Annotated in this window: 37 protein-coding genes; 34 read left to right on the plus strand and 3 right to left on the minus strand. The window is 41.1% G+C overall.

The window, feature by feature from the left end:
• Positions 1-151: 151 nt before the first annotated feature.
• Both EKM76_RS02275 and EKM76_RS02280 read right to left on the minus strand, forming a co-directional pair.
• Positions 152-676, minus strand: a complete 525-nt coding sequence (locus EKM76_RS02275) for a hypothetical protein (protein WP_125549051.1) — start codon at positions 674-676, stop codon at positions 152-154.
• Between the two features lie 9 nt (positions 677-685).
• On the minus strand, positions 686-1,135 hold the full coding sequence (locus tag EKM76_RS02280) for a helix-turn-helix domain-containing protein (RefSeq protein ID WP_125549052.1): 450 nt from the start codon (positions 1,133-1,135) through the stop codon (positions 686-688).
• Positions 1,136-1,282: 147 nt separating this feature from the next.
• Between EKM76_RS02280 and EKM76_RS02285 the strand changes: the two genes are divergently transcribed.
• The 3 genes from EKM76_RS02285 to EKM76_RS02295 are packed head-to-tail and all read left to right on the plus strand — an operon-like array spanning position 1,283 to position 2,641.
• A complete protein-coding gene (locus EKM76_RS02285) occupies positions 1,283-1,552 on the plus strand; it encodes a helix-turn-helix domain-containing protein (RefSeq protein WP_225417855.1) in 270 nt (89 codons plus the stop codon).
• Positions 1,552-2,295 (plus strand): ORF6C domain-containing protein, encoded by a 744-nt coding sequence (locus tag EKM76_RS02290; RefSeq protein WP_225417856.1) that lies wholly within the window; start codon positions 1,552-1,554, stop codon positions 2,293-2,295. Before EKM76_RS02285 ends, EKM76_RS02290 begins: the two co-directional genes overlap by 1 nt.
• 13 nt (positions 2,296-2,308) lie before the next feature.
• Positions 2,309-2,641 carry a hypothetical protein gene (locus EKM76_RS02295; protein ID WP_125549053.1) on the plus strand — a complete coding sequence of 111 codons (333 nt, stop codon included), beginning with the start codon at positions 2,309-2,311 and terminating at the stop codon, positions 2,639-2,641.
• Here EKM76_RS02295 and EKM76_RS02300 read toward each other — a convergent pair.
• Positions 2,616-2,996, minus strand: coding sequence for a DUF2513 domain-containing protein (locus EKM76_RS02300; protein WP_125549054.1), 381 nt, complete (start codon positions 2,994-2,996; stop codon positions 2,616-2,618). The two genes, EKM76_RS02295 and EKM76_RS02300, sit on opposite strands and share 26 nt — an antisense overlap.
• 59 nt (positions 2,997-3,055) lie before the next feature.
• Between EKM76_RS02300 and EKM76_RS02305 the strand changes: the two genes are divergently transcribed.
• From EKM76_RS02305 to EKM76_RS02455, 31 genes are all read left to right on the plus strand, one after another.
• Positions 3,056-3,349: a hypothetical protein gene (locus EKM76_RS02305; protein ID WP_125549055.1), complete on the plus strand. Its 294-nt coding sequence runs from the start codon at positions 3,056-3,058 to the stop codon at positions 3,347-3,349.
• An 82-nt stretch (positions 3,350-3,431) separates the two neighbouring features.
• Positions 3,432-3,665 (plus strand): hypothetical protein, encoded by a 234-nt coding sequence (locus EKM76_RS02310; RefSeq protein ID WP_125549056.1) that lies wholly within the window; start codon positions 3,432-3,434, stop codon positions 3,663-3,665.
• Positions 3,662-3,862, plus strand: a complete 201-nt coding sequence (locus EKM76_RS02315; protein WP_125549057.1) for a hypothetical protein — start codon at positions 3,662-3,664, stop codon at positions 3,860-3,862. Before EKM76_RS02310 ends, EKM76_RS02315 begins: the two co-directional genes overlap by 4 nt.
• Before the next feature lie 41 nt (positions 3,863-3,903).
• A complete protein-coding gene (locus tag EKM76_RS02320) occupies positions 3,904-4,794 on the plus strand; it encodes a DUF1351 domain-containing protein (protein WP_125549058.1) in 891 nt (296 codons plus the stop codon).
• A 1-nt stretch (position 4,795) separates the two neighbouring features.
• Positions 4,796-5,491: an ERF family protein gene (locus EKM76_RS02325; protein ID WP_164507563.1), complete on the plus strand. Its 696-nt coding sequence runs from the start codon at positions 4,796-4,798 to the stop codon at positions 5,489-5,491.
• Positions 5,488-5,892, plus strand: coding sequence for a single-stranded DNA-binding protein (ssb, locus tag EKM76_RS02330; RefSeq protein WP_125549060.1), 405 nt, complete (start codon positions 5,488-5,490; stop codon positions 5,890-5,892). The genes EKM76_RS02325 and ssb overlap by 4 nt, the downstream gene beginning before the upstream one ends.
• A gap of 13 nt (positions 5,893-5,905) precedes the next feature.
• A complete protein-coding gene (locus EKM76_RS02335; RefSeq protein WP_125549061.1) occupies positions 5,906-6,727 on the plus strand; it encodes a replication protein in 822 nt (273 codons plus the stop codon).
• The gene (locus EKM76_RS02340) at positions 6,714-7,454 is read left to right on the plus strand and encodes a putative HNHc nuclease (RefSeq protein WP_225417857.1); all 741 of its coding nucleotides are present in this window, start codon (positions 6,714-6,716) and stop codon (positions 7,452-7,454) included. The genes EKM76_RS02335 and EKM76_RS02340 overlap by 14 nt, the downstream gene beginning before the upstream one ends.
• A complete protein-coding gene (locus tag EKM76_RS02345; protein WP_125549062.1) occupies positions 7,441-7,677 on the plus strand; it encodes a hypothetical protein in 237 nt (78 codons plus the stop codon). The genes EKM76_RS02340 and EKM76_RS02345 overlap by 14 nt, the downstream gene beginning before the upstream one ends.
• A 184-nt stretch (positions 7,678-7,861) precedes the next feature.
• Positions 7,862-8,230, plus strand: a complete 369-nt coding sequence (locus tag EKM76_RS02350; protein WP_125549063.1) for a hypothetical protein — start codon at positions 7,862-7,864, stop codon at positions 8,228-8,230.
• Positions 8,220-8,435: a hypothetical protein gene (locus EKM76_RS02355; protein ID WP_125549064.1), complete on the plus strand. Its 216-nt coding sequence runs from the start codon at positions 8,220-8,222 to the stop codon at positions 8,433-8,435. The genes EKM76_RS02350 and EKM76_RS02355 overlap by 11 nt, the downstream gene beginning before the upstream one ends.
• A 27-nt stretch (positions 8,436-8,462) precedes the next feature.
• Positions 8,463-8,705: a hypothetical protein gene (locus tag EKM76_RS02360; protein ID WP_125549065.1), complete on the plus strand. Its 243-nt coding sequence runs from the start codon at positions 8,463-8,465 to the stop codon at positions 8,703-8,705.
• A 13-nt stretch (positions 8,706-8,718) separates the two neighbouring features.
• Positions 8,719-9,060, plus strand: coding sequence for a hypothetical protein (locus EKM76_RS02365; protein WP_125549066.1), 342 nt, complete (start codon positions 8,719-8,721; stop codon positions 9,058-9,060).
• Between the two features lie 22 nt (positions 9,061-9,082).
• The gene (locus tag EKM76_RS02370) at positions 9,083-9,271 is read left to right on the plus strand and encodes a hypothetical protein (RefSeq protein WP_125549067.1); all 189 of its coding nucleotides are present in this window, start codon (positions 9,083-9,085) and stop codon (positions 9,269-9,271) included.
• Between the two features lie 24 nt (positions 9,272-9,295).
• Entirely contained in the window at positions 9,296-9,748 is a 453-nt protein-coding gene (locus EKM76_RS02375; RefSeq protein ID WP_125549068.1) for a hypothetical protein, read from the plus strand.
• A gap of 19 nt (positions 9,749-9,767) precedes the next feature.
• Positions 9,768-10,091 carry a hypothetical protein gene (locus tag EKM76_RS02380; protein WP_125549069.1) on the plus strand — a complete coding sequence of 108 codons (324 nt, stop codon included), beginning with the start codon at positions 9,768-9,770 and terminating at the stop codon, positions 10,089-10,091.
• A 19-nt stretch (positions 10,092-10,110) separates the two neighbouring features.
• A complete protein-coding gene (locus EKM76_RS02385; protein ID WP_125549070.1) occupies positions 10,111-10,743 on the plus strand; it encodes a hypothetical protein in 633 nt (210 codons plus the stop codon).
• On the plus strand, positions 10,736-11,425 hold the full coding sequence (locus EKM76_RS02390) for an N-6 DNA methylase (RefSeq protein WP_125549071.1): 690 nt from the start codon (positions 10,736-10,738) through the stop codon (positions 11,423-11,425). Before EKM76_RS02385 ends, EKM76_RS02390 begins: the two co-directional genes overlap by 8 nt.
• On the plus strand, positions 11,422-12,363 hold the full coding sequence (locus tag EKM76_RS02395; RefSeq protein WP_125549072.1) for a tyrosine-type recombinase/integrase: 942 nt from the start codon (positions 11,422-11,424) through the stop codon (positions 12,361-12,363). Before EKM76_RS02390 ends, EKM76_RS02395 begins: the two co-directional genes overlap by 4 nt.
• A gap of 31 nt (positions 12,364-12,394) precedes the next feature.
• A complete protein-coding gene (locus EKM76_RS02400) occupies positions 12,395-12,751 on the plus strand; it encodes a WDGH domain-containing protein (RefSeq protein WP_225417858.1) in 357 nt (118 codons plus the stop codon).
• A gap of 26 nt (positions 12,752-12,777) precedes the next feature.
• Positions 12,778-12,996, plus strand: coding sequence for a crAss001_48 related protein (locus EKM76_RS02405; protein WP_125549073.1), 219 nt, complete (start codon positions 12,778-12,780; stop codon positions 12,994-12,996).
• A 163-nt stretch (positions 12,997-13,159) separates the two neighbouring features.
• Positions 13,160-14,185: a tyrosine-type recombinase/integrase gene (locus EKM76_RS02410; protein WP_125549074.1), complete on the plus strand. Its 1,026-nt coding sequence runs from the start codon at positions 13,160-13,162 to the stop codon at positions 14,183-14,185.
• 226 nt (positions 14,186-14,411) lie between these two features.
• Complete coding sequence (locus EKM76_RS02415) at positions 14,412-14,762, plus strand: hypothetical protein (RefSeq protein WP_125549075.1); 351 nt, start codon at positions 14,412-14,414, stop codon at positions 14,760-14,762.
• Between the two features lie 112 nt (positions 14,763-14,874).
• Positions 14,875-15,918, plus strand: coding sequence for a hypothetical protein (locus tag EKM76_RS02420; protein WP_125549076.1), 1,044 nt, complete (start codon positions 14,875-14,877; stop codon positions 15,916-15,918).
• 92 nt (positions 15,919-16,010) lie between these two features.
• Positions 16,011-16,802: a terminase small subunit gene (locus EKM76_RS02425; protein WP_125549077.1), complete on the plus strand. Its 792-nt coding sequence runs from the start codon at positions 16,011-16,013 to the stop codon at positions 16,800-16,802.
• Positions 16,789-18,072 (plus strand): PBSX family phage terminase large subunit, encoded by a 1,284-nt coding sequence (locus EKM76_RS02430; RefSeq protein ID WP_125549078.1) that lies wholly within the window; start codon positions 16,789-16,791, stop codon positions 18,070-18,072. Before EKM76_RS02425 ends, EKM76_RS02430 begins: the two co-directional genes overlap by 14 nt.
• Before the next feature lie 16 nt (positions 18,073-18,088).
• Positions 18,089-19,546: a phage portal protein gene (locus tag EKM76_RS02435; RefSeq protein ID WP_125549079.1), complete on the plus strand. Its 1,458-nt coding sequence runs from the start codon at positions 18,089-18,091 to the stop codon at positions 19,544-19,546.
• Complete coding sequence (locus tag EKM76_RS02440; protein WP_164507564.1) at positions 19,488-19,781, plus strand: ribosomal-processing cysteine protease Prp; 294 nt, start codon at positions 19,488-19,490, stop codon at positions 19,779-19,781. Before EKM76_RS02435 ends, EKM76_RS02440 begins: the two co-directional genes overlap by 59 nt.
• A gap of 3 nt (positions 19,782-19,784) precedes the next feature.
• The gene (locus tag EKM76_RS02445; RefSeq protein WP_125549081.1) at positions 19,785-21,530 is read left to right on the plus strand and encodes a minor capsid protein; all 1,746 of its coding nucleotides are present in this window, start codon (positions 19,785-19,787) and stop codon (positions 21,528-21,530) included.
• Positions 21,531-21,532: 2 nt separating this feature from the next.
• A complete protein-coding gene (locus EKM76_RS02450; protein WP_125549082.1) occupies positions 21,533-21,748 on the plus strand; it encodes a hypothetical protein in 216 nt (71 codons plus the stop codon).
• Positions 21,749-21,929: 181 nt separating this feature from the next.
• The gene (locus tag EKM76_RS02455) at positions 21,930-22,592 is read left to right on the plus strand and encodes a capsid assembly scaffolding protein Gp46 family protein (protein WP_125549083.1); all 663 of its coding nucleotides are present in this window, start codon (positions 21,930-21,932) and stop codon (positions 22,590-22,592) included.
• Positions 22,593-22,606: the final 14 nt, after the last annotated feature.

Below are 22,606 nucleotides of genomic sequence, written 5' to 3' on the forward strand. Positions count from 1 at the left end.
TTGAAAGTCATCCTACATATAGACCTCCAAAGTTTTATCCAAATAATTAAACTCCACGAGTTAAATCACACTCATATTTTCCAAAAGCAAAATGATTTTCAACAAGTAATTAGACCGCAATGTCCTAGAGTTACCGACGAGTAGGAATTTTTTATGCCGTCAATTTGGCATCCAGTAAATAAAAATTAAATGTTGCATTAATTACAATTCGATAAATACCAGAAGTTGTTTCAGCGATAAATCGTGTTGGATAAACCGATTTTAAGTATTGAATTGCATTATGCAAAAACTCTGGAGTGACGTCAAGCTGATTGGCAATTTCCCATTCATAGATTAGACCATCTTGCCAACACTTGATTAGATCATCAAGTGTAATGATATCTTTATAGGCGAGATGCCGGGCAATTAGCTCTTGCTTACGTACCGAAAGGCGTTGGTAGTAATTCATATTAGGCCGCTCTAACAAAATGCTTACAGCCGTTAAAACATGATAGAACTCTTCTTTTAATACTTGATATTTATCGGTTGCAGACTGCATTGGTTCAATAAAAATATATGGTTGACCGTCATCAATTTCAAAAGTACCCCACCAACCAGTTTTTTTGTGAAGATTATTTGGTTCTAAAACAATTATATCTGGGTATAATTCACTGCAAGTTTCCTCATATCTGTTCAATCCCAACACCTACTTGTTGTTCTTTTTGTATTTGTGGATAGCATCATTAAGAAAATTAACGTTTTTCTGTATTTCTTCATTAGTATATTTATGATCAACATCATCTGCGTGAGCTGCTAAAGCCGCAGGTAATTCAGGCTTTTCTTGGGCTGCTAGTTGTTGCCGAGCAAATTTATAGACGCTGAGTTTATGATCATCGCTTAATTTAGCAACAGTCATGCTGATCTTTGTATCAAGCAATTCTTCTGTGCCATCTCCATCAGTGATGTATCCAATGGAAACTTCAAATAAATCTGACATTTTCTGTAGTGCGCCCATTCTCGGACTCTTTTGGCCAGTTTCCCAATTTGAAACGGTTTGTTTAGATACACTTAATTTATCGGCAAGCTGTTCTTGGGTCCAACCACGTTTTGATCTTAAATATTGAATTTGTTGAGATATTTTATTTCCTGTAGCCATTGTTTCACTTCCTATCTATGTCACAAATAATAATAACATAATGTTATCTAAAGTCAACCTAAAGTTATAAAAAGTTATGTAAAGTTATTGACTATAACTTTAAGTTGACTTATACTGAACTTGTTCATCAAGGAAGGAGGAAATAATTTGCCAAAAAATTTGATGCGTATCACTTTACGGGCTGCAAGAATTAATGCTGGTTTAAGTCAAGAACAGGTCGCTCAAGAGTTAACTGACTATTTAGGCACGAAAGTTTCGCGCCAACGTATTTCATTTTTTGAAAAGCATCCAGAAGAAACACCGGTTGGCTGGGGAGAGGCTTTTGCTAAATTATATAAGTGGCCTAGTGACGCTATTAAATTTACCCCTACGTCAACTTTAAGTTATACATTACGTAAGAAACATGAGGCCAGCTAGTGAAGAAAGAAGGAAGCACTTTGGAAGAATTACCACAAATTAAATTTAACAATGAACTGATTCTAACCACCGAACAATTAGCAGAATTTTATGGAACAACAGAAAAGGCTATTAAGCAAAATTTTAATAATAACAAGGACAAATTCATTGAAGGGAAACACTACTTCAAACTACAAGGTGAAAAATTGAAGATGTTTAAATTGCAAGTCGAAAATTTCGACTTGCAAATTAGCTCAATGACGAGATCCCTTTATCTTTGGACGAAACGCGGTGCCGCCCGCCACTCGAAAATGGTTGGCACTGATCGGGCATGGGATGTCTTTGATCAGCTTGAGGAAAACTATTTCAATCCGCAGCTGCGTTTGCCACAAAAGCCAATGAGTGCAACCGAACAATTGTCTCTAGCAGTTAAATCGGTTTTAGAAATCGACGACCGCGTTACCACTCTGGAAGACACTATGCGCGTGTCTGGTGTTCAGGAACAGCAATTGCGCATGGCAGTCAACAAGCATGTGATGCAGATCATTGGCGGTAAGAAAGCGCCGGCGTACAGCAAGCTTGGTTCATCCGTTTTCCAGCAGTGCTGGCATGATTTTAAACGTTACTTCGAGATCCCACGGTATGGTGAACTACCACGAATCAAGTTTGACGAAGGCATCCGCTATGTTGAAGCGTGGTTACCCGACACGGAGACACGTTTAGAGATTGCAAACCAAAATGCGCAAGGTGAACTTTTTGAATAAGGGGGATTGCAGAATGACAGAAAATCACAAGATTACCAGCGGAACTATTTCTGGAGACAAGGTTAAAACAATTAACCAAAATATTTTTGCAGGCCTGACATTTTCCGGAGAACCGGTCAACAAGGAGGAATATATCCAGCATTACGAAGAGTATGTGAAGCGGTGTAGCACCAATTTAGTCAATCAGATAAGCAGCGATACTTTAACTATCAAAAAAGGCCGAATTGAGTTGAACGGTGTAAAAATCGCAGGTGTAGAAGACATGCGAATTCATGTTCAGCCTAATCAGCCTAGCAAGGTAAGAATGAAAATTTTGGTTTCTAGCTTAGATGCAAGTTTTTCTTAATTAAATCAGAAATAACACCACTTGCGATGGTAGTGAGTGTACTGACAGAAAAAGAACCAACCTTGGCAGCAATTTTCTTTGTCTGATTCCAATTGGTATCTTGACGGATATTTGATAAGAATTCATGACCTTCTGGGCTTAAGTCTTGAATTATAAACCCGTCCATTGTCCATTTAACTTGTTGGAGTAATCCGGCCCATTGTGCCTGTCGAATATGATAAATAACTTGGTCGGCAGTGTATCTACTAAAAATATCTGATTTTTCAAAAGCAGATGTATCTATCCATTGACCAAAAGTAGCATTTTTTTCAACAACTAACAGAATATCGCGGATGCAGTCAGGATTTAATTCCATGTTTTTCATCTCCTTATATCGGAATAACTTAATTATCGCAAACAGAAAGGGGCATCGCAATGGCAGAGTCGATGGTTGAACACATTGATAATCTTACCCGTGATGAAGCCAGAAAAATAATCGAACCATTACTGGCGAATATCAAATTGACATACATGACCATAGATCAGAAAAAGCTTGAAGAAATTATGTGTGTCAGCGATTCGTATTTCCGTAATCATTTTGCAAATCAACCTGAAATGCGAATCATTGAACATCGAGCACCACAGGAAGACGGGCGTAAAGCAAAAAAAATTTTATACTTCCCGGATGAGGCCGAACAGGCTATTAGAAAAATAATCGCTAAATGGTAATCAAAAAATAACGTGGGGCACACGTTCACAAGCTAGCGATTGTTGAGAGGTTATTTAGTAAAAAAGAAAGAAGGAATTTTAAATGGATAATCAATTCGATTTTGAAGGGTTTGCGGAAGTCGTTAAAAAGGCACAAGGCAATGGATATGTCGTCCGATTAAAGAGTGACATTGAAACGGCCGCTTATATGGGTAAGAAGAGCTTGATTGTTGATAATCATTTGAGCGATGAAAGCATCGAGCAGTTGGTGACGGAAGGCTTTAGCTTAACTAAGCTGCCAGGAAAGCTGGTTATCAATTGGGAGGCTCTGGAATGATTATCTTGTGGGCCCTAAGCGTTCTTGGTGCCTACTATCTTGGAAAAGATGGCATTGAAGCATTTTTTGGCCTTGATAGCACGCCGTCTGACCGTCGCGAAAAAGTCGTTAATAAATGGGTGAAAATTTGTGAGGACGACAAAAAGACCGCACGTACTGCCATACATGCGGTCAAACAAAATAATCATATTAAATAATTTTACGAGTTAAGTATAAAACAAAGTGAGGTCTTAAATCAATGGCAAATGAAGTTACTGCAATTTTACCGCAGTTTACGATCGAATATAAGCCGGCGCCAATCGTAATCACTAACGAAGTACAGCTGAAACAGGCAATCACTGATTATGCGGCGAAATATAAAGGTTTGGTCGTTACCGAGGATACCTTAGCAGACACCAAATCAGTACGTGCCGAAATGCGCAAGGTCGTTGCTGAGCTCGATGATAATCGCAAGAGTATTAAACGTGGCTACAATCAGCCATTAAATGACTTTGAAGCACGTATTAATGGCTTAAAGGCAACAATTAAACAAGTGATCACTCCGATAGATGACGGTATCAAGGAACTTGAAGAACACCAGCGCCAACAGCGTTTGCTGAACGTGCGAGCGTTGATTGACGAAATGGCGCCTAATTACGGTGTCACTGCCGCGGATGTCGAAATTAATCCAGAATGGTTAAACAAGTCGATTAGCCACAAGAAAATTGTGGACGGCATCGCCGGTACCATGACCGCAATCAAAGCAGAACGCGATCGCATCACGACTGAAACGCTATCGGTGCGGAAATACGCGGAAGCTAACGGGCAACAGTCGGAAGGTTGGGTTAGTCAGGTTTCTAGCGGTGTACCATTAGTCGAAATTTTTAAACGTATTGATCAAGCGGTTATCCAGCAAAAAGAAGTTGAAGAACAAGAGCGTAAGGCAGCCGAAGCCGCTGCGGCGGTCGAAAAATTGAAGCAGAAACAAGTTGGAAATAAAACAGTAGACACCGAAACCGGTGAAGTTATTAATACTGTACCGGAATTGATTGAAACACGGTTAAGAATTGCCGGTACACAGCAGCAGCTGATGGCGTTAAAGCAGTTTATGGATGACTCTGCCGTCGAATATGAGTATTTGGAGGGATAGCATGGATCGTTCAGAGAGTATTAAAGAGATCACGGCTGCAATTGCAAAGGTTCAGGGAGAATTACCAACTATCAAAAAAGATAGGGATAATCCTATTTCTCACAGTAAATACGCCAATCTAGATAGTATCAACCAAGAACTACTGCCATTGACTAGCAAAAACGGCTTAGCGGTTATGCAATACCCTGTAACCAAAGATAACAAGATCGGTTGTGGCACTATCATCACACATACATCGGGTGAATATATTCACTTTGAGCCTTACCTAATCACGGTTGCCGAAAATAAACGGATGTCTGTTGCCCAAGAAGGCGGCGCCACAATCACTTATGCAAAGCGCTATCAGATCTCCGCTATCTTCGGCATTGTCACCGACGAGGACCGAGACGGTGCACAGCCAGAGCCACCGCAACAGCAAGCTAATAACGATAACCAAAAGCGTGGCAGTCAGAGACCTAATAATCAGAATACCAGTAATAAGAGTGGTCTAAGCAGTGGATCTAGTGGGATTTTAAATAACGCAACTAAAGTTATCAAGCGGATCAGCGATAAGACACACGAACCAGAACCGGATATTTATCAGCGAATTTTAGGCCAGGTTGGCTATGCTGATTCGGAATTGCAAGTAGTAAGTAACGCTGCAAAGTTCTTTAACGCAGTACAGGCGGAATGGAAGGTAGTGGAGGACAACAAATGATTAACAATGCTGTTTTAACCGGTCGATTGACCCGTGATGTGGAGTTACGTTACACCGCTGGCGGCGCCGCAGTAGCTTCATTTACTTTAGCGGTTAACCGACCGTTCACAAATAAATCTGGCGAACGTGAAGCAGATTTTATCAACTGTGTAATGTGGCGGAAGTCCGCAGAAAACTTCGCCAACTTCACGCACAAAGGGTCGTTAGTCGGGCTTGTCGGTCGGATTCAGACACGTTCTTATGACAATGATGCCGGAACCCGTGTCTATGTGACCGAAGTTGTTGCTGATAACTTCTCATTGTTGGAACCTAAATCGGATAACATGAGCCGGCGGCAAGACGCACCTCCTTATCCTAGTGGTAATGACGTTGAAGTTTCCGATGACGACATGCCATTTTAGAGGAGGTTAAATTTTGGCACAGCGAAGAATGTTTAGTTTAAAAATCACTGATACTGATCCATTTCTTGATATGCCATTGTCATCACAAGCCTTTTATTTTCACCTAAATATGCATGCTGACGACGATGGATTTATTTCAAATGTTAAAACGCTGATGCGTATGGTTAAAGCAAATGAGGACGACCTTAAGCTATTAATAGCCAAGCAGTTCATTTTGCCATTTGATACGGGTGTCGTCGTTATTAAGGATTGGCGTATCCACAATTATATTCAAAAAGATCGCTATAGCCCTACTGTTTATACGGATGAAAAGGCTCAACTAAAAGTGAGCGACAATGGTACGTATACAAAATGTATACAAGGTGTATCCGATTCGGAAGCACAGGTTAGGTTAGGTAAGGTTAGTGAAGGTAAGAGTAAGGATAGGTTAGGTAATAAAGAATCTTCTCGTAAATCACGCAAGCGTGTTTACCAGGTAACAGATACAGAATACAAATTAGCAACTTACTTATTCAAAAAAATTGAATCAAATAATCCAGATGCTAAAAAACCTAATCTGCAAACTTGGTCTAATGATATTCGTCTAATGATTGAGCGCGACAAAAGAACGCCAAATCAAATTAAAAACATGATCGAGTGGTGCCAAGCTGACTCATTTTGGCTGACCAATATCTTATCACCAAAAAAACTACGCGAAAAGTATGACCAAATGAAAGTCAAGGCGCTGAAACAAAAGGAACCGGATCGGGCTACAGTACCACCGTTGCCAGCTGGAACGCCAGAAATTCCAATGTACGACTGGGTGAATGGAGATGATGATAATGGAGACCAATAATGCTGTACAGCTAGTGATGATCAGTCATGATCGTAAACGCGTCACTCTCGATCTGGATGAACCATTAAACCTTGAGTTAGTCGATAAATTATCAGGCGGCGCGCCAGCAACCGGACAGTTAACTTTTACTGATAATCGGCTGATTTCCCCAGAGCAACGAGCTAAAGCTTGGATCTTGATCAATGAGATTGCGAAATGGCAGGGAGAGGGTCGTAATTCGCCAGAAGTGGAAGCAACGATGAAACAGTTAGCGATTAATGAGCATGCCGAGATTACTGGTCAATTTAGCTTAAGCAATTGCAGTGTGACAACGGCTAGGCTGTTTATCGAGACGTTGCTGACGTTTTGCTTTGAAAATGATGTGCCATTCGCCACCAAGGTCTGGGATGCAATCTCTAACGATTATTTCGCACAGAAAAAGTGTCTAGAACACCGTGAATGTGTCATTTGTCGTCGCCGCGCGCAGTATGCACACGTTGAAACCGTTGGAATGGGGATGAACCGTAAAAAAATAGATCATAGTAAGCACCGTTTTATGGCGCTCTGTGCGGTTCATCATTCTGAGCAACACACAATCGGCATCAACACGTTTATCGCTAAGTACCATATCAAACCGATTAGCCTTGATTATGAGGAGCTAGTCAAGCTAGGCATTATGCAACGCGGTACTGCTTATTATTTTGAGGAGCAAAATCTGGAGGAAAACGCCAAAAATGAAACACGTTGAAATTAAACTAGTATGTCAATTTGGTGGCCTTGTTAAGACTAGATATATTGATATACACCTTCCAGAAGGCGAATATATTGGATTTGATGGGCCTGTTTTTAGAGTTGGACAAATGTACACGATAGAACGGTACAGGGTGTTAAAGGCTCGTATTATCGATCATGGGCCTATTAGAAAGGTGAGAAGACTTAGTGAAACGCAAGAAGAAAAAATCAGCGATTAAAAAGAAAAAGCGACGTATGGAGGCTAAACGACGCGAAAATGAAGAACGTTATCAATCAACCTTTGATAAGGCACTGTATCGTGCAGCTCATACGATTTTAGAGTAGTAATAGTAGTCGGGCATTAAGACAAAGTTAACAATGGCTGAGCTTGCTCAGATCGGCTACTGGATGTGAGGTGGAAACATGAAAGAACGCGAATTGAAATTGATTAGGCAGCTCGAAGACCAATATGGCAGTGTGCTGAACGCACCAGATGATGATCCGCGCATACTGCTACTTAATCGCGAGTTATCGGCGAGTGAAGCAGTCTATCAATATCGTGTTACTGATCAGTATACGCACCATAGCCGTTACACAATTAATATAACGGAATTAGCCAGTCTGCTGAAGGTCACCAGATCAGCCGTTTCTCAACAGCTTAAAGTCGGTGGACCAATCAAGAGTCGTTATCTGGTAGCACGTGGTGAGTGGTCAGAGCATGATGTTGGCACCTGGGTTCGGGGCAAAAAGATCAGAAAGATCAGAAAGAGGAATAAAAGCAATGAAAAATAACAAACCAGATATTGAACAGTTCACTAATTTGGATATGAAGGGTTTGGTGCTTAATCAGGAAATGATAGAGTCATCTAAAACTTTGGTTGGTATCTATATAGGGCTATTACAAGGAGCAAGTGAACGGACTGATAGTTCAAATGCAGCAGCTGAGCTTGCAGATCATATTTTTATTAATATGCTGCAGGCTTATAACGGAAAATAGTTAAAAAATTAATTTAGAGGTGATTTTATGAGCAAATTTTTCCTAAGTGTTTCGACGTCTGATGATGTTGACGATTATTATGCTGATGAACAAGTGGATGGCATCGAAATTAGTAAAGGACAGAGTACTTCATTTGAGTTGGATGACCAAGAGGCAATGAGCTTATACCATTTCATCCGACAATGTCTACTTTTAGAAAATAAGGTAACCATTACCGTAGCCGATTCAGAAGGATTTTTGGTTCACAGGGATGATAAAAACAATATTTAGAGGTGATTCGAGCATGGATTTAGACGAAAGAAAATATGTTTTGATGACTGCTAAGCATTCGTCAATTAAGTATCCGCTATTTTGGGGACATAGGACAAAAGATAATGAACCTAGATCGTTTGGCGGTTATTATGCCAATCCATTCGAGGCGGAATTATATTCGATGAACGAAATAACTGAAGAATTTGGTAATTCTATGACACTTCTAGATTCCTTACCAATCGAGATGGGTGGAGCCAATCAAATTCGCGAATTTAACGAACACGATTGGCTCCATCACAAAAACATTGAAGATGTATTTGTTACACCGATTGCTTCGATTACTCAGTACGTTAAAACCGATTTTGAGTTTTAAAACTAAATTTGGAGATGAAATTATGAGTGCAGCTATGTTATGTCCGTATTGTCGTGGCAATCAATTCTGGGGTCCAGAAACAGATGATGATCCGGCAATGACTGTCGAGATTGAGGAAGGCAAGCTTTTTGTACGCCACATGCTACAAGACGAGGATATAGAGATTCCAATCAATTTTTGCCCGATCTGTGGGCGTAAGCTTGATAACTAAAACTAAGTTTAGGGGAGTGAAGCTATGAGCGATAAATATATTATTTATGATTCAAAAAGAAAAGAATATGTTACCAAGGAAGGGCGCACCGCCATCTCACATGGATTGGTATATGAAACTTCTAAGGATGAAAATAATTCGCTTATTTTAGATTATAAAGTTGCTGGCTATAATTTGGCAGCGTTAGAAACCGCCCTAGACTATCCAACAGGAACACTAAAATTAATGCCTGCATCAAAAAAAGTAATTGCTGCCGAATATAATCGGAAACAATTATTGTTAATCAATACGGCAATAGAAAACATTGCGATGAATAGCCGTGATTCAGTTCGTGACAACGTTGAACAAATACTTGGGCATGTCACTGCTGCATTATATAACAATTTTTATTTTGATCTGGAGGAAATTATTACCGAGGGCAGCATTAGCATGTCTCTCGACGATGTTTATGTAGATGAAGATGACGAAGAAAACTAGCTTTACGGAGGTGAAATAGATGCCACTATCAGGAAAAGAGAAGGCTAAGCTTGAAGAACAATTGAAGGAAATATCAGCATCACTTAAAGCAGATGATGATGCCAAACTAATTGAATCTATGGCACCAATCACTCAAGGTGAACTCGATGATTATATGCGCAAGTTCGCTGCACACACTTTGCAGCCCTATTATGAATCGTGGGAATTTTCAAGCGAAGACTTGTATGGCATTCAGCGTATGGCAATCAAAGCTGGATTACGCCCTAAGAATTATTGGAAAGAAAACGAAGGATTACGTGAGCTAGTGATTGCGGCAGACAAAGCGATCGCAAATAAAAGTTAAATTTACGGAGGTGTTGAAGGTGGCTCATAACCAATGGTCTAATCCGGAAGTAATTGAAAAATTGCGAAGCGCATTAATTACCGACCCGAATACAAACCAAATCTTGAATTATCCGGAAGTAGCCGAGAAGTTTAATATCACTACCTATACTTTGCGGCGCCGGATATATAAATTGAGACGAACCGGTTTTTTGCCACCTTTGAAACTGCAAAATCAATTTGAAGAATATCAACGACCGTACTCTGAACAAGAAATCGAGCGAATTATTGCAATGTTTCAGGCTGGCGCAAGTGTACAGATGGTTGCCGATCGCTTTGGCCGTACTAGAAAAGGGATCGCATGGTTAAAATCCAGACTTATAACAGCAGGACAGCTTGAATACAATGCTCGACCATGGACTAGGGACGATGAGCAGTTATTGATCGTTAATTTTAAATCCGATGCCAATTGGATTAATACAAACGCCAATGAACTCGCATTTATCCTACAGCGATCACGCATTGCCATAGAACACCGAATTAGCAAGCTTAGAAACGAAGATCGATTACCTAAACCTAAGCGCCTGGGTGGATCGGATCTCAATCTTAAAGAACGGTATGACTATCACAACAAGCTGATGAATTTTATCTACAAGGAGGCGAAGCATGCCTGACTTTACAGAAGAAGTTGTCAATCAATTGTTAGATATCGATGACGCGTTTAAAGCGCCGGGGAAGTTAATGCAGATTTTAATGGATAAATCACAACGAGAACAATTATTTAGAAATTTCCTAGCTGTTTCCGCAGATATGAGCTTTGATTGGTTCCACGAGTATTTTGAGGACGAGCAAGCGCAGCGGAAAACTAAGAAGCAGGATTTTACACCAGAGGCTGTGGCAAAAGTTCTCACTCGACTGACTACTGGATCCCATTCAAATTACGATGTTGCCGCTGGGACAGGCGGAATAACAATAGCTAAATGGTGGGCAGACTGTCTGTCAATCTCATATTGGGATTATAAGCCGAGTGATTATTTTTATTATTGCGAAGAATTATCTGACCGCGCAGTTCCGTTTTTATTATTTAATCTGGCAATTCGCGGCATGAACGCTTATGTGATTCATGGAGACTCATTGAGCCGTGAAATAAAACAGATTTATTTTATTCAAAACGATCACGATGATGTTTTGCAGTTTAGCAGTATTAATATAATGCCGCATAGTGAGGCAGTAGCGAAAGAGTTTGAGATTAAGAAGTGGACTGAACCAGCTATAGAGCATATCGAGTCAACTGAGTTAAGCGGTCCAGTTGCCAATATGATCCTTTTAATGATCGGAGGTAAACGAGTGAAATGACTAAATTAGCAACAAAACGTAAATGGTTGTTCGCTGATTATTACGATAAATGGATTCAAACCTACAAGGAAGGTGTAGTTGCTTCGGCAACATACACCAAATATTTAATGACAGCCAAGTGGATTAGAACATTAACTGGCGAAATGAAAATGGAGCAATTAGATCGTAGTGAAATGCAAAGCTTAGTTAATCGCTACGCACAAACACACGAAAAAGTAACGACACAAGATTTTGTCACTCAAATTCGTGCGGCTATTACTGATGCCATCGACGAGGGGATTTTAACCCGTAATCCAATGATTCGGATCGTTATTAAAGGGAAAGAACCGACTCGAAAAAAGCATAAAAAATATTTGGAGCGCGATGAATTGGACAAGTTAATAAAAGTGCTTGATTTATCAGGAAACGATCCAACTTGGGATAAATTCATTTTTTTACTGGCTAAAACGGGCCTACGTTTTGCGGAAGCATTAGCGCTGACACCAGCAGATTTTGATTTAGATAATCTAACGTTAACTGTAAATAAGACTTGGGATCATAAGAGTAGCCAGGGCGGATTTAAGCCGACCAAGACACCATCTAGCATGCGAACAATCGCAATAGATTACAAAACAGCAAGAATAATTGATCGTATTATTGATCAATTTCCGGGGGATGAACCAATTTTCGTACATGGTAAACGAGTATTTGATTCAACTGTTAACACGCATTTGAAACGTCTCTGCGAGAAAGCTGGCATTACAGTAATCACATGTCACGGTTTACGTCACACCCAGGCGTCAGTCTTAATCGCAAACAGCATTCCAATTATGGTTGTCAGCAAGCGATTGGGTCACGCTAATGTTTCTACAACACAAGAAACGTATGCTCATTTGCTCAAAGATACGGAGCATAAGGCGGATGACAAAATATCAATGATAATGGCGTCGCTAGGTTGACGTTAAAAGCTAACTTTAGGGAGGAATTAGTTTGAGTAAAACAAAGGTTCGTCGCATGAACGGTTTTATTAAATACCAGCTTAAAGGCGATGAAACAAATGGCATCAGTGACGGTTCGCATACTTTTGGTGAATTGTATCATCACCGAGCAGTTCTGTTTGCGGTAGTTTGCAAGGATCACCCAGACGTAGCATGGAAGTCAAAACAGCACGAGGACGGTTCTATGTTCCCAGGTTACTTTGTTGTTGGCATTCACACACCGGAAGGAGATTACTCATATCATTATGAGCTGTCGGAATGGGATATGTTTAAAGTCCCAGAATTGCCGCAGGCGCCCAAATGGGACGGACACCAACCTAGCGATATTGGTCGGCTTTTATCATTATAAAAAGTAATTTTTAGGAAGTGAATAAGATGAAGACAAACGAGCAGACATTACACGACTTGCTATCCGAACGTTATGAACTGTGGAATAAAATAGATCGCGGTAACGGTGCGGTCGGCGTGTTATATGAGCCACAGCGACATTTGCTAGAAATGCAGTTAGGTCACATGCGAGATTACTTGCATGTACTTGACCTGAGAATAGAAAATCTGAACAAGAAATTGTCCAATGATATGAGCAATTTATGAAAGGTGACACCAGCATGAAATTTTTAACTGATGTTTTGACAGTCATCACGGGTGCAGTCATCTGTTGGTGGGCGATGGCACTCACTGGAATGTTTGTTTTGTCGGTATGTAAATATTTAGTCTGGTTTTGGTTCGTCATTAATTAAAGGAGTGCATTTAAGAAGTGGAACAAACAGTTAGAATCGCCCCCGTTACAGATCAATGGCTTAAGAAACAGGCCCGTAAGTTTAATCGTAAGAAAATAGAAGAGTACTTGCAGCATTCGCCGCGATTGTCTCCGGCAACATTGCAGCAATATCGATCGTGCCTGCGAATTTTCGCCAAGTGGATTTATGATTATTGTGATAATAAAAAAATCATTGAGCTTAAAATCAGGGACGGTAAAGCTTATCAGGACTGGTTGCTCGGACATAACGGATCGACGAATAACGTCAAGGTCAAGTTGGCTGCGGCCTCCGAGCTTTGTGAATATATTGAGAAATATTATGAAGACGAGTACCCATCTTTTCGAAATCCGATTCGTAAAGGGCGCGAAAACATGGTACAGACTCCTAGGAAAGAGAAGCATCCAATCACGCCAGAGGAATTTGAATTGCTGATGAATACTTTGGAAAAGCGACAGGATTATCAGCGCCTGTGCTACTTAGTCTTAACCTACCAAACTGCGTGTCGTCGAGCTGAATCAGCTCAGTTTGAGCGGAGAATCGCACAGTATTCGGTTGAGGACATGCATTATTATCAAGATGATTACGGGATTAATCATAATTATTTTGTGAGTAATTCAATTCGCTGTAAGGGCGCTGGTAAGTTAGGTAAGGTGCGTGAGTTTAAGATATCGACCGACACAATGCGTTATATCCGCCGTTGGGATAAACAGCGCCGCGAGCTAGTTAATGAATTGGGATTAGGGGATGATGCCGCCAGCCTATTTGTACACATTGATCGGAGTGGCGTCACTGATTTAACCCCGGCAGCGTTTGCGTATTGGTTTTCTGATGATTTCAGCAAAGTTTTAGGTCGCAATGTGCACCCGCATGATCTGAGGACAACACGAGCCACCGATTTGGTGGTTCGCGAGCACAAACCAATCGAAGCAGTTAGCGTGATGATGGGGCACAATTCAACAGCAACAACTAAGACGTTTTACGTGATTGATAACCGTAAGGATAGTGATGCCGCATTAATATAAAAAAAGCCACCATTTGCATGGCAGCTCAATATCTTAGCAGATTAATTATAACACAGGGGTTGATCATGTGAGTGAACTAAACGAACAGACCGTAAAAGATATAGCAACATTAGTGACTCAACTGGTAAAAGAGGAACGGCACAAGCAATTCTTACATGAGCAGACTTGGAGACTTAAAAATACACGTCTTTTACTTAAGAATTACGACATACTAAAAGAGCACTCTATGGAAATCGATACTGACATTGATATGTATTTAAAAGATGTATTCAGTCAAGAAGACTTAAAACTACGCAGTTTAACTGGATATAAAGCGCGGACTAAGAAAATGATGGAGTATACGGATATGATGATCGGAGCGTATAAGCGTTACACGGATAAGCGTGACGACGCCGCACACAGACGCTATTTTACCTTAGTTCATATGTTTACGACAGAACATAAATGTACGTTTATGGAAGTTGCAGAGCAGTTAGGAGTGACCGAGCGAACAAGTCAGCGTGATCAAAAAGAAGCAATCAAGGAATTTTCTATTTTCTTATTCGGTATTGTCAGTCTAGAAGAGATGGTGTCGTAAACGCTTCGTGACAATGTCATTTTTTAAGTGTTAGTATGATAGCGTAAATAAATTACCTCAAAGAGTAGTATCTGGTAGAAATATCAGGTACTATTTTTAGTGAGGTGATATTTTGGAGTATTCAACAAAATCAATTCCATTTTCTGTTTATCCTGCTGACTTGGCTATTGGTGGCTTGAAAAAGGATAGTATAGAATGGTTATTAGATGTATTAATGCTTGTGAGTTCTGGTATGTATATTCAAAAAGGCGGGGTACCTCCTTTACCTAAGTTGAGACCCTATAATTGTTTAGTAGCTACTAGCTCTAAATTTTATTATTTTGGTATTACATATAGTGGTGCCCAAATTAAGCAAACATCGCTAATCTTTATTAAAGAAGCGTATAGCGATGATATTGAGATGATTCGAAAAGGCTTTGTAGACACGGCAAATAATGAATTAGGCTGGAATGGTCCAATCATGGTGTTAAAATTATCAAGAAACGATAGTAATGTCCCATTTTTGAATGATTTTATTCTGAATTCTCGTGGTGATAGTAGAAAAACATGGCAAGAACTATCAAGAATATCTGATGAAGAGCATTCTAATACTGGTAAAGCATCATGGTGGATAATAAATATTGTAAAATCATGTGAATATTTTGTTAACGAATTATTTAGGGAGGCTCATAGAATGAAAATTAATCCTATTTTTCAAGCTCGCGATTTGACTATAGACGAAAAACAGATATTTTATGCTTTAGAATTTAGTGAGAAACGTTTAGCTATTTTTGATATTGTTAAACAGTGCCTTGCATCTGCTTTTGATGTGAATGTTGTGAAATCTGGGAGTATCATTAATCCTAGTCAACAAGGAATAATGGAAAATATTTGGATTGGAATTAATGTCGCAAATTTTGTCATTGTCGATATTTCAGAAAAAAATCCAAACGTTTTCTATGAATTGGGTATTTGCCATACTCTAGGGAAGAAAACAATAATTCTTTGTGATCAAGAAAGCTATGTTAATGATTTTGCTGAGAAACTTCCATTCGATATTCATGGTAATGAAACAATATTCTATAATAATAGTATTTCTGGTGCAGATAATCTAAAAAGACAAATTACACTTCATGCTAAAGCCTATATCAACAATGAGTCTGTAGTTACTGAATAAAATTCGTCAAAGAACACATTAATATAATTAGCCTTACCGTATCTGAAAGGATGCGGTATTTTTGTGCTGGAATGAGGTGTGGTGATCATGTAATGAATGATAATCAGAAGAAAGCGGCTGTCGATTACGCGGCCGGGATGAGGTATAAGGACATTGCCGAAAAATACGATGTATCGCTGAATACAGTTAAATCATGGCGCAAGCGCAACGGTTGGTCACGTGGTGCACCGTCAAGCAAAAAGGGTGCACCCAAAACTAGTGAACGGGTGCACCCTAAAAATGTGCCGAAAGTCATTGAAGATTCAGATGCTACTGAAAAGCAAAAGCTATTTGCACAATATTATTTAGAACGTTTTAACGGTACTTGGGCATATATGAAAGCTTATAAAGTTAATGCGGATACGGCAAGAGCAAGTGCCCCACGGTTGTTAGCAAATGTTAGCGTCAGGACTATGATCGATGAACTTAAAGCAGAGCAGGCGGCTGAGTTGCACATGACTAAAATGGATGTTCTCAACGAAGCAGCACGGCAGATGACGGCTAACATTGGCGATTACATCGATTTTGGCAGCAAAGAAGTTCCAGTGACTGACAAGCAAGGACGAAAAGTAATTGATTCAGCTACGGGTAAGCCACGTATGAAGCGCGTTTCCCGTGTCACATTGCGAGATAAGTCGGAGGTCGATACATCCTTGCTTAAGTCGGTCCGCGTAGGTAAGGACGGCGTTATTGTCGAAATCAATGATCCGCAGAAAGCGATGGATATGCTACTCAAGAATCTGCCTGACATTGTGATTGATTCCGGTAGTGATGATGATGGGTTCCTAACCGCAATTGACAAAGCTAGCGATAAAGTTTGGAGTGACGATGATGGCACAGATTAATAATGGATTCAAATTTACGCCATTTTCGCGCAAACAATTGCAGGTTCTGACGTGGTGGCGATATCCAAAGACTAAGCATTATAAGGCAATCATTTGTGATGGGTCTGTCCGTGCAGGTAAGACTGTCATTATGTCTTTGTCTTATGTAATGTGGTCAATGACTGATTTCAACTACGAACAATTTGGTATGGCTGGGAAAACGATTGGTTCATTCCGCCGAAATGTATTTCGTCCACTTAAGCAGATGCTATTAGGCCGTGGGTATATCGTAATCGAACACCGAACTGATAACATGTTTGAAGTTCGTAAAGGCAGTAAAACTAATTACTATTTTTATTTTGGCGGCAAAGATGAAGCGTCCCAAGATTTAGTTCAGGGTATCACGCTCAACGGTTTCTTTTTTGATGAGGTAGCATTGATGCCACAGAGCTTTGCTAATCAGGCAACTGCCCGTTGTTCGCGGCCTAATTCAAAGCTGTGGTTCAATTGTAATCCAGAAGGACCCTACCACTGGTTCAAATTAGAATGGCTAGATCAGCTAACTAAAAAAGGTGCACTACACATTCACTTTACGATGCCGGATAACCCATCCCTTACTAATGATATTCTTGAGGATTACAAAACACGCTACAGTGGCATATTTTACCAGCGTTACATTCTTGGCCTGTGGGTGCTGGCCGATGGAGTTGTTTATTCTAACTGGAATCAGCAGACTATGACTGAACCAACGCCAGATGTTCATGGCTTCGAAGAGTATTATGTGAGCTGTGACTATGGTATTCAGAATCCCACCGTATTCTTGATGTTTGGCCGCAACGGTGATACGTGGCATTGTTGCAAGATGTTCTACCATTCCGGCCGTGAGTCGGAAATAGAGCATGATGATGCTTGGTACGCCAATCAGATGGATGAGTTCATGGACGGCATCAAAGCTCAAATCATCATTGATCCGTCGGCCAGTTCGTTTCGCAAGACTTTGCAGAATCGTGGCTACACTGTGCGTAAAGCAGCAAACGATGTGTTACCTGGTATTCGCACTACACAACGGGCGATGAACAACGGTAAGATTGTGTTTGCTGATAACCTCAAAGAACTATTTGCCGAGTTTGGCTCTTACATCTGGGATGCTAAGGCGGCTGAGCGCGGCGAAGATAAGGTAGTTAAGCAGCATGATCATTGCTGTGATGCACTAAGGTACTTCGTTTACTTAGTAATTTATAAAGGAACTAAGGCGAAAGTTACCCGCAAGCCAAGTCGGTTACGCGGCTAGGAAGGAGGTTTATTATATGGGAGTTCCAATTGATCGAGAACTTGCTGGTGATATCGACAATCCCAGCTTTGAGGTGATCTCGTACGCTATCAAGCAGCGGCAGAAGTCGTTACAGCGTTTAGATCACCTTTTTGATACGTACAATGGCAAACAATCAATTTTACAGCGGCGGTTACAGCATGAAAGTACGACCGGTAAGGCTGCACCTAATGTAATGGTCAACCACGCTAAGTACGTGACGGATATGATTGTTGGCTTTACAACAGGCAATCCAATTAGTATCACCGGCGGTAAGGGTAAGAATATTCAGCCATTGATGGACGTCTTAGACACGATGGATATCAACTCACATGACGCTGAGCTTGAAAAAGACTTATCAGTTTTTGGTGAAGCTTATGAATTAATCTATCTGGATCTCAACGATGATGGCACCACTCAGGAGCGTGTGGCTAAAATCGATCCGCGTGGGTGTGTGCTAGTAACTGATGACACTGTTGATAAAACACCATTGTTCGGTGTGCACTGGTTAAAGAAGTTTACGCTAACTGGTGCCGCCGATGGCTATTTAACTACAATCTATACACCACATAATGTGATCACTTATCGCACCAGTGGACTTTATCCGACTGCTACAAATGTGCGTAAGCGTACGGTAACGCCGCAGTATTTCGGAGATGTACAACTCAATGAGTTACGCAACAACGAGGAGCGACAAGGCGATTATGAGCAGGCAATCTCACTAATTGACGCTTATAATTCGTTACAAAGTGATCGCTTAGATGATAAGGATGCATTTGTTGACGCATTGCTCGTTGTATATGGCTTTAAACTGGAAGACGATGTAATTAAGAATGGGATGATTGAAGCACCAGGCAAGGGTGATGATGGCGCCGAGGTTGATTGGTTGACCAAATCATTTGATGAGTCACAGGTCCAAGTATTAGCACAAGCAATCGAGGATGACATTCATAAAATTACCTATGTGCCCAATATGAACGACAAGAACTTCATGGGCAATGTTTCTGGTGAAGCGATGAAGTATAAGTTGTTTGGTCTACTACAATTGTTGGCAACTAAGCAACGTTATCTAGCTCGCGGCATTCAGCGGCGGCTTAAATTATTGACTAATATGGTCAACATAAAGGGTCAAGCAGTGGATGCCAGTGGTACTGAAATTACGATTGTGCCTAACATCCCCGTTAATATGACTGATATTGTCAATAATATCAAGAATGCGCAGGGCGTTATTCCGCAGCAGATCGCATTAGGTTGGTTACCTGGGTCTGATAATCCAGATGAGTTAGTAGCGATGCTTAATGCAGAAAAGCAAGCCAACATGGAACGACAGGCGGCGCAAATTGCTGCGGCCGGCGGTCCAAACACTTCAAGCTATGATGAGGGCGGAGGTGATGACAATGATCAAGGCTCGACTAAAGTTGGACGAAAATCGGAATCTGATGAGCTATCAAATTAGTGGTCATGCTCATTATTTGCCGAAGGGTATGGATATAGTTTGTGCGGCAGTATCAGCGTTAGCTATTACAATCACAAATGAGCTACAGGGAACACCGCAGATTACAGATGATAATATTCTCACTGTAGCTGATATAGCCCCGACATTAGCCAATCAGGCATTGACTCAGGCATTAAAACATGGTCTGCAAAGTATTGCTAGTCAATACCCAGAATACTTACAGATTGAGATGTAGCCTATGTCCGATAATTCTAAAGATAACTCGGCAACGTTCGGTTACTGGGAACGTCGCGCTGTTGAGCAAGATGCTACACTTCATAAAGGAATTAAACGTCCAGAACACGATATTCTTATGGCGTACATTCAGGCTCAAGAATATCTTAAGACCGAAGCAAAGAAAATATTTGACCGTTATGCGAATCGTGACGGCGTGTCTGAAGCAATGTTAACCGATATTTTGAACACTAAAGCTAGTAATTCGGATATAAACGATTTGATCATCCTGCTTAAAACAGTTGAAGATAGACAGGTTCGTAAACAGCTGCAAGCCTATCTTAGCGCTTTGGCGGCAAAGTCCCGTATCACACAATTAGAGATGCTACGCGCTAAAGCGTATGTTGCAACTAAGCAACTAGCAGATGTGCAGTTGCGGCAAGAGACTGACTTCTTGACTAAGGTGGCACAGACTGCCTACAAGCAGGCGGCCGCTGAAGCAGTTCTAAGTAAAACTGATTATGATGTTAAATTGAATTCGCCCAGTGCAGTACCAGGTGCGCGTAAGTTGCCGAATGTGATGGAGTTTCAGAACCCTGATACTGGTGAGGTAGTCAAATCAATTACTTTGCAGCCGGAAAAACCGGTCAAGATCTTTAAGCACATGTCAACGCAACAGACCAAGGCGATACTTGATATTAACTGGGTCGGTGGTAACTACTCTAGTCGCATTTGGGGTAATACCGACAAGTTGGCTAAACAACTACAGGAACTGTTCACAGCACAGCAATTATCGGGTATGTCGGAACGGGATATGATGACTGCATTGCAGAAAGAGTTTCAGGTGGGTGCCTATGAAGCACGCCGACTGATTAGAACTGAAGCTAACTTTGTTGCTGGGCAAGCCAAGCTTAAGGGCTGGCGAGCACATGGTGTCAAGCAATATGTATTAATTGCTGTGCTTGATTTTCGTACGTCTACAATCTGTCGTGAGAAAGATGGCAAGGTATTCAATGTTGCTGATGCGCACTGCAATGGACCTAGTGGGAATTATCCGCCATTTCATTCGTTTTGCCGTACTGTCGCTGCAGCTTACTTCGGGGACGAAACGTTTGTTGGCAAACATCAAGTTAATAATCCATTAGGGCATTCCATTGAGCTGCCGGCCGGCACGACTTGGCATGAGTGGGAGCAAGCTCTTATTGATAAGTATGGTAAAGAGGCAATTGAAATTGAGCAGATGAAAGCTACCAATTATAGTAGTGATGCTGAATTATTTGATCGATACAGTGATTTAATGCCTGATGATATGCCCGAAACCTTCGACGACTTCCAGATGATGAAGTATAATGATGATAGAGATTGGCACATGCTTCAACTTGATTATGAGCGGCGCATGCGATTGCAACGCAACCCAGAGTTGGCGTTACCGAGCGCGGATAAGGCCACTGCTGCTGATGCAAAGTTCACTGGGTATCTTTTTGGTGGTAACCATCAGAGCGGCCTAGCCAAGGGCCAAAACTTTGAGAGTGTTCTCGGATATAGTGCAAGCAATTGGCAGGACTTGAAGCATCAAGTTATTGATCTTGCGCCACACTTTCCCGCTAAGTTGACGCGCACCTTGCCTAACAATGGCGGAGGTGGATGGCAACAACAGATTATTGTGAAGGGTCCAAACGGTCACTTAGCAAATGTTCGAGTTGCCTGGGCTGTAACTGAGAAAGAGACTCGTATGACTACGATGTTCATTAATGAAGTGAAGGAGGGATAAAGATGGCAGTGCATGCAAAAGAATACGACAACGTCTTATTAAAAGACGGACGAGTAACTACTATTGAGGATGCAGTTGCGGAGTCATACACTGGCACGATTGGACATGATCCCAGCACATGGGAGATCATCTACTTCACTTCTGACGATATCGAACGAGTCCTTTCACAGGAAGAGTTTAACAAGCTTTATGAAAAACAGGAGCATATTCAGCATTAGGCACTCATAGTTTACATGGGTGCTTTTAATTTACCCTAATTGACCTGCGGAGGTCGTTAAATTATACCTAAACTCAAATATGAATGTGGCATCGAGAAATGGACATGCTGAACTAGCGTCGTGCTTAATTGCAGGGCGTTTTTATTGTGCCTATTATCAGGCCGCGGAATAGGAGATCAACATGAAAAAGAACTTAATTACGTTACAAGCGCCACTCAAATTGAATCTACAACTATTTGCCGACGGTGGTAATGGTGATGCAGGAGACGGTGCAGGTGATTCTGGTAATCAGAATCCAAATGGTGCAGATCCTACTGATCCGCCAGCGGATCCCAATAAACCTAACCCAGATGCCGTCAGTTTTAAGTCTCAAGCTGAATTGGATGAATTGATCAGCAATAAGTTGAACGAAGCTAAGTCAGCATGGGAAAAGGATAAACAAACACAAAAGGCCTATGAAGATATGTCTCCGGCTGAAAAGCAGACTTATGATTTGAAACAAGCACAGGATCAGCTTGCCCAAACCAAGTTGGAAAATACCAAATTAGTTAATAAGGCCAAACTCAGTGAACGCTTAGCCACTGATCAATTGCCTGGGAACTTGATTGGTGTTTTTGATGATGTGCTTGGTGCCGAAGACAACGATATCGAACAGGCTTACACAAAAATCACGACTATCTTTCGTGATGCTGTTAAGTCTGGCGTCGATCAGCGATTGGCTGGTTCTGCCGGTAAGCCAGGTGCTGGTGGCACCGGTGCCGAGAATTTATCAGCGGGTGAAACTGCCGCTAAGGCGCGCAACGAACAACATACAACTGTAGTTGATCCATGGAAGACGAAATAACAAGGAGGAATGAA

The sequence above is a fragment of the Loigolactobacillus zhaoyuanensis genome (assembly GCF_003946385.1).
Classification (GTDB): Bacteria; Bacillota; Bacilli; order Lactobacillales; family Lactobacillaceae; genus Loigolactobacillus; species Loigolactobacillus zhaoyuanensis.

Excerpts from the sequence above, each read along its gene's own strand:
- EKM76_RS02445 (WP_125549081.1), top strand. The coding sequence starts at position 19,785 with ATGTCCGATAATTCTAAAGATAACTCGGCAACGTTCGGTTACTGGGAA.
- EKM76_RS02375 (WP_125549068.1), top strand. The coding sequence starts at position 9,296 with ATGAGCGATAAATATATTATTTATGATTCAAAAAGAAAAGAATATGTT.
- EKM76_RS02405 (WP_125549073.1), top strand. The coding sequence starts at position 12,778 with ATGAAGACAAACGAGCAGACATTACACGACTTGCTATCCGAACGTTAT.
- EKM76_RS02345 (WP_125549062.1), top strand. The coding sequence starts at position 7,441 with ATGAAACACGTTGAAATTAAACTAGTATGTCAATTTGGTGGCCTTGTT.
- EKM76_RS02305 (WP_125549055.1), top strand. The coding sequence starts at position 3,056 with ATGGCAGAGTCGATGGTTGAACACATTGATAATCTTACCCGTGATGAA.
- EKM76_RS02395 (WP_125549072.1), top strand. The coding sequence starts at position 11,422 with ATGACTAAATTAGCAACAAAACGTAAATGGTTGTTCGCTGATTATTAC.
- EKM76_RS02340 (WP_225417857.1), top strand. The coding sequence starts at position 6,714 with ATGGAGACCAATAATGCTGTACAGCTAGTGATGATCAGTCATGATCGT.
- EKM76_RS02325 (WP_164507563.1), top strand. The coding sequence starts at position 4,796 with ATGGATCGTTCAGAGAGTATTAAAGAGATCACGGCTGCAATTGCAAAG.
- EKM76_RS02295 (WP_125549053.1), top strand. The coding sequence starts at position 2,309 with ATGACAGAAAATCACAAGATTACCAGCGGAACTATTTCTGGAGACAAG.
- EKM76_RS02360 (WP_125549065.1), top strand. The coding sequence starts at position 8,463 with ATGAGCAAATTTTTCCTAAGTGTTTCGACGTCTGATGATGTTGACGAT.
- EKM76_RS02380 (WP_125549069.1), top strand. The coding sequence starts at position 9,768 with ATGCCACTATCAGGAAAAGAGAAGGCTAAGCTTGAAGAACAATTGAAG.
- EKM76_RS02430 (WP_125549078.1), top strand. The coding sequence starts at position 16,789 with ATGGCACAGATTAATAATGGATTCAAATTTACGCCATTTTCGCGCAAA.
- EKM76_RS02435 (WP_125549079.1), top strand. The coding sequence starts at position 18,089 with ATGGGAGTTCCAATTGATCGAGAACTTGCTGGTGATATCGACAATCCC.
- ssb (WP_125549060.1), top strand. The coding sequence starts at position 5,488 with ATGATTAACAATGCTGTTTTAACCGGTCGATTGACCCGTGATGTGGAG.
- EKM76_RS02365 (WP_125549066.1), top strand. The coding sequence starts at position 8,719 with ATGGATTTAGACGAAAGAAAATATGTTTTGATGACTGCTAAGCATTCG.
- EKM76_RS02450 (WP_125549082.1), top strand. The coding sequence starts at position 21,533 with ATGGCAGTGCATGCAAAAGAATACGACAACGTCTTATTAAAAGACGGA.
- EKM76_RS02310 (WP_125549056.1), top strand. The coding sequence starts at position 3,432 with ATGGATAATCAATTCGATTTTGAAGGGTTTGCGGAAGTCGTTAAAAAG.
- EKM76_RS02355 (WP_125549064.1), top strand. The coding sequence starts at position 8,220 with ATGAAAAATAACAAACCAGATATTGAACAGTTCACTAATTTGGATATG.
- EKM76_RS02320 (WP_125549058.1), top strand. The coding sequence starts at position 3,904 with ATGGCAAATGAAGTTACTGCAATTTTACCGCAGTTTACGATCGAATAT.
- EKM76_RS02440 (WP_164507564.1), top strand. The coding sequence starts at position 19,488 with ATGATCAAGGCTCGACTAAAGTTGGACGAAAATCGGAATCTGATGAGC.
- EKM76_RS02370 (WP_125549067.1), top strand. The coding sequence starts at position 9,083 with ATGAGTGCAGCTATGTTATGTCCGTATTGTCGTGGCAATCAATTCTGG.
- EKM76_RS02415 (WP_125549075.1), top strand. The coding sequence starts at position 14,412 with ATGGAAATCGATACTGACATTGATATGTATTTAAAAGATGTATTCAGT.
- EKM76_RS02455 (WP_125549083.1), top strand. The coding sequence starts at position 21,930 with ATGAAAAAGAACTTAATTACGTTACAAGCGCCACTCAAATTGAATCTA.
- EKM76_RS02280 (WP_125549052.1), bottom strand. The coding sequence starts at position 1,135 with ATGGCTACAGGAAATAAAATATCTCAACAAATTCAATATTTAAGATCA.
- EKM76_RS02350 (WP_125549063.1), top strand. The coding sequence starts at position 7,862 with ATGAAAGAACGCGAATTGAAATTGATTAGGCAGCTCGAAGACCAATAT.
- EKM76_RS02315 (WP_125549057.1), top strand. The coding sequence starts at position 3,662 with ATGATTATCTTGTGGGCCCTAAGCGTTCTTGGTGCCTACTATCTTGGA.
- EKM76_RS02390 (WP_125549071.1), top strand. The coding sequence starts at position 10,736 with ATGCCTGACTTTACAGAAGAAGTTGTCAATCAATTGTTAGATATCGAT.
- EKM76_RS02425 (WP_125549077.1), top strand. The coding sequence starts at position 16,011 with ATGAATGATAATCAGAAGAAAGCGGCTGTCGATTACGCGGCCGGGATG.
- EKM76_RS02300 (WP_125549054.1), bottom strand. The coding sequence starts at position 2,996 with ATGGAATTAAATCCTGACTGCATCCGCGATATTCTGTTAGTTGTTGAA.